Source organism: Burkholderia sp. RF4-BP95 (assembly GCF_001521985.1).
In the GTDB taxonomy this organism is placed as follows: domain Bacteria; phylum Pseudomonadota; class Gammaproteobacteria; order Burkholderiales; family Burkholderiaceae; genus Burkholderia; species Burkholderia diffusa.
Map to the genome: position 1 here is coordinate 1 of NZ_LOSX01000015.1, position 664 is coordinate 664.

The window sequence follows — 664 nt, forward strand, 5'->3', positions numbered from 1 at the left end:
TCCTGGTTGATGTTTGGTGCGTGCGATCCGTCGATGGGCCAAGGCAGGAAGTCGGACCCGTCCGCGATCCTGGTCGGCGGTCTGGATACCGTCAGTCGCAAGCTGCACGTCGTCCATGCGGAGATCAAACGGCGTGTGCCGTCGAAACTCGAATCGGACCTGATCAAGGTCCAGCGAGAGTTTCGCTGTCGCGCTTTCGGATTCGAAAACAACAACGCTTACGAGTGGGCGCGGCAGGATTTGCTGAAGTCCAGCCTGCGTGCTGGCGTGCCACTACCGCTCGTCGGTGTCACCGCATCCGTTGCTCCCGAAGTGCGGATCGATTCCCTGGAACCGTTCGTCACAGATCGTATCTCGCCGTCGATTCTCTTTCATGCCGGGTTGACCACGCTACTTGCCGAACTGGACGAATGGCCCGAGCCGCAGAGCCATCACCACTTCGACGGCCTGACCGCGCTGCACATTCTCTGGATGATCGCGCAGTCGCGCGGCTACGGCATCACTGACGGTTACGAAGCCGTCACGTCCCGACCGATCGAGCGCGGTTCGGACGAACGGGACGACGACTACGACTATCCGCAATCGAGTCGACGCGGGTTTTGAGGAAACGAAAAATGGCACAAATTCTTGATATGTACGGGCAGCCGATCCAGCGCGAGGTGTT

1 pseudogene is annotated in these 664 nt (G+C 59.6%); it reads left to right on the forward strand.

Annotated elements, in window-relative coordinates:
* Positions 1-603: pseudogene (locus tag WS46_RS35935) on the forward strand (hypothetical protein); the annotation flags it as partial.
* Positions 604-664: the final 61 nt, after the last annotated feature.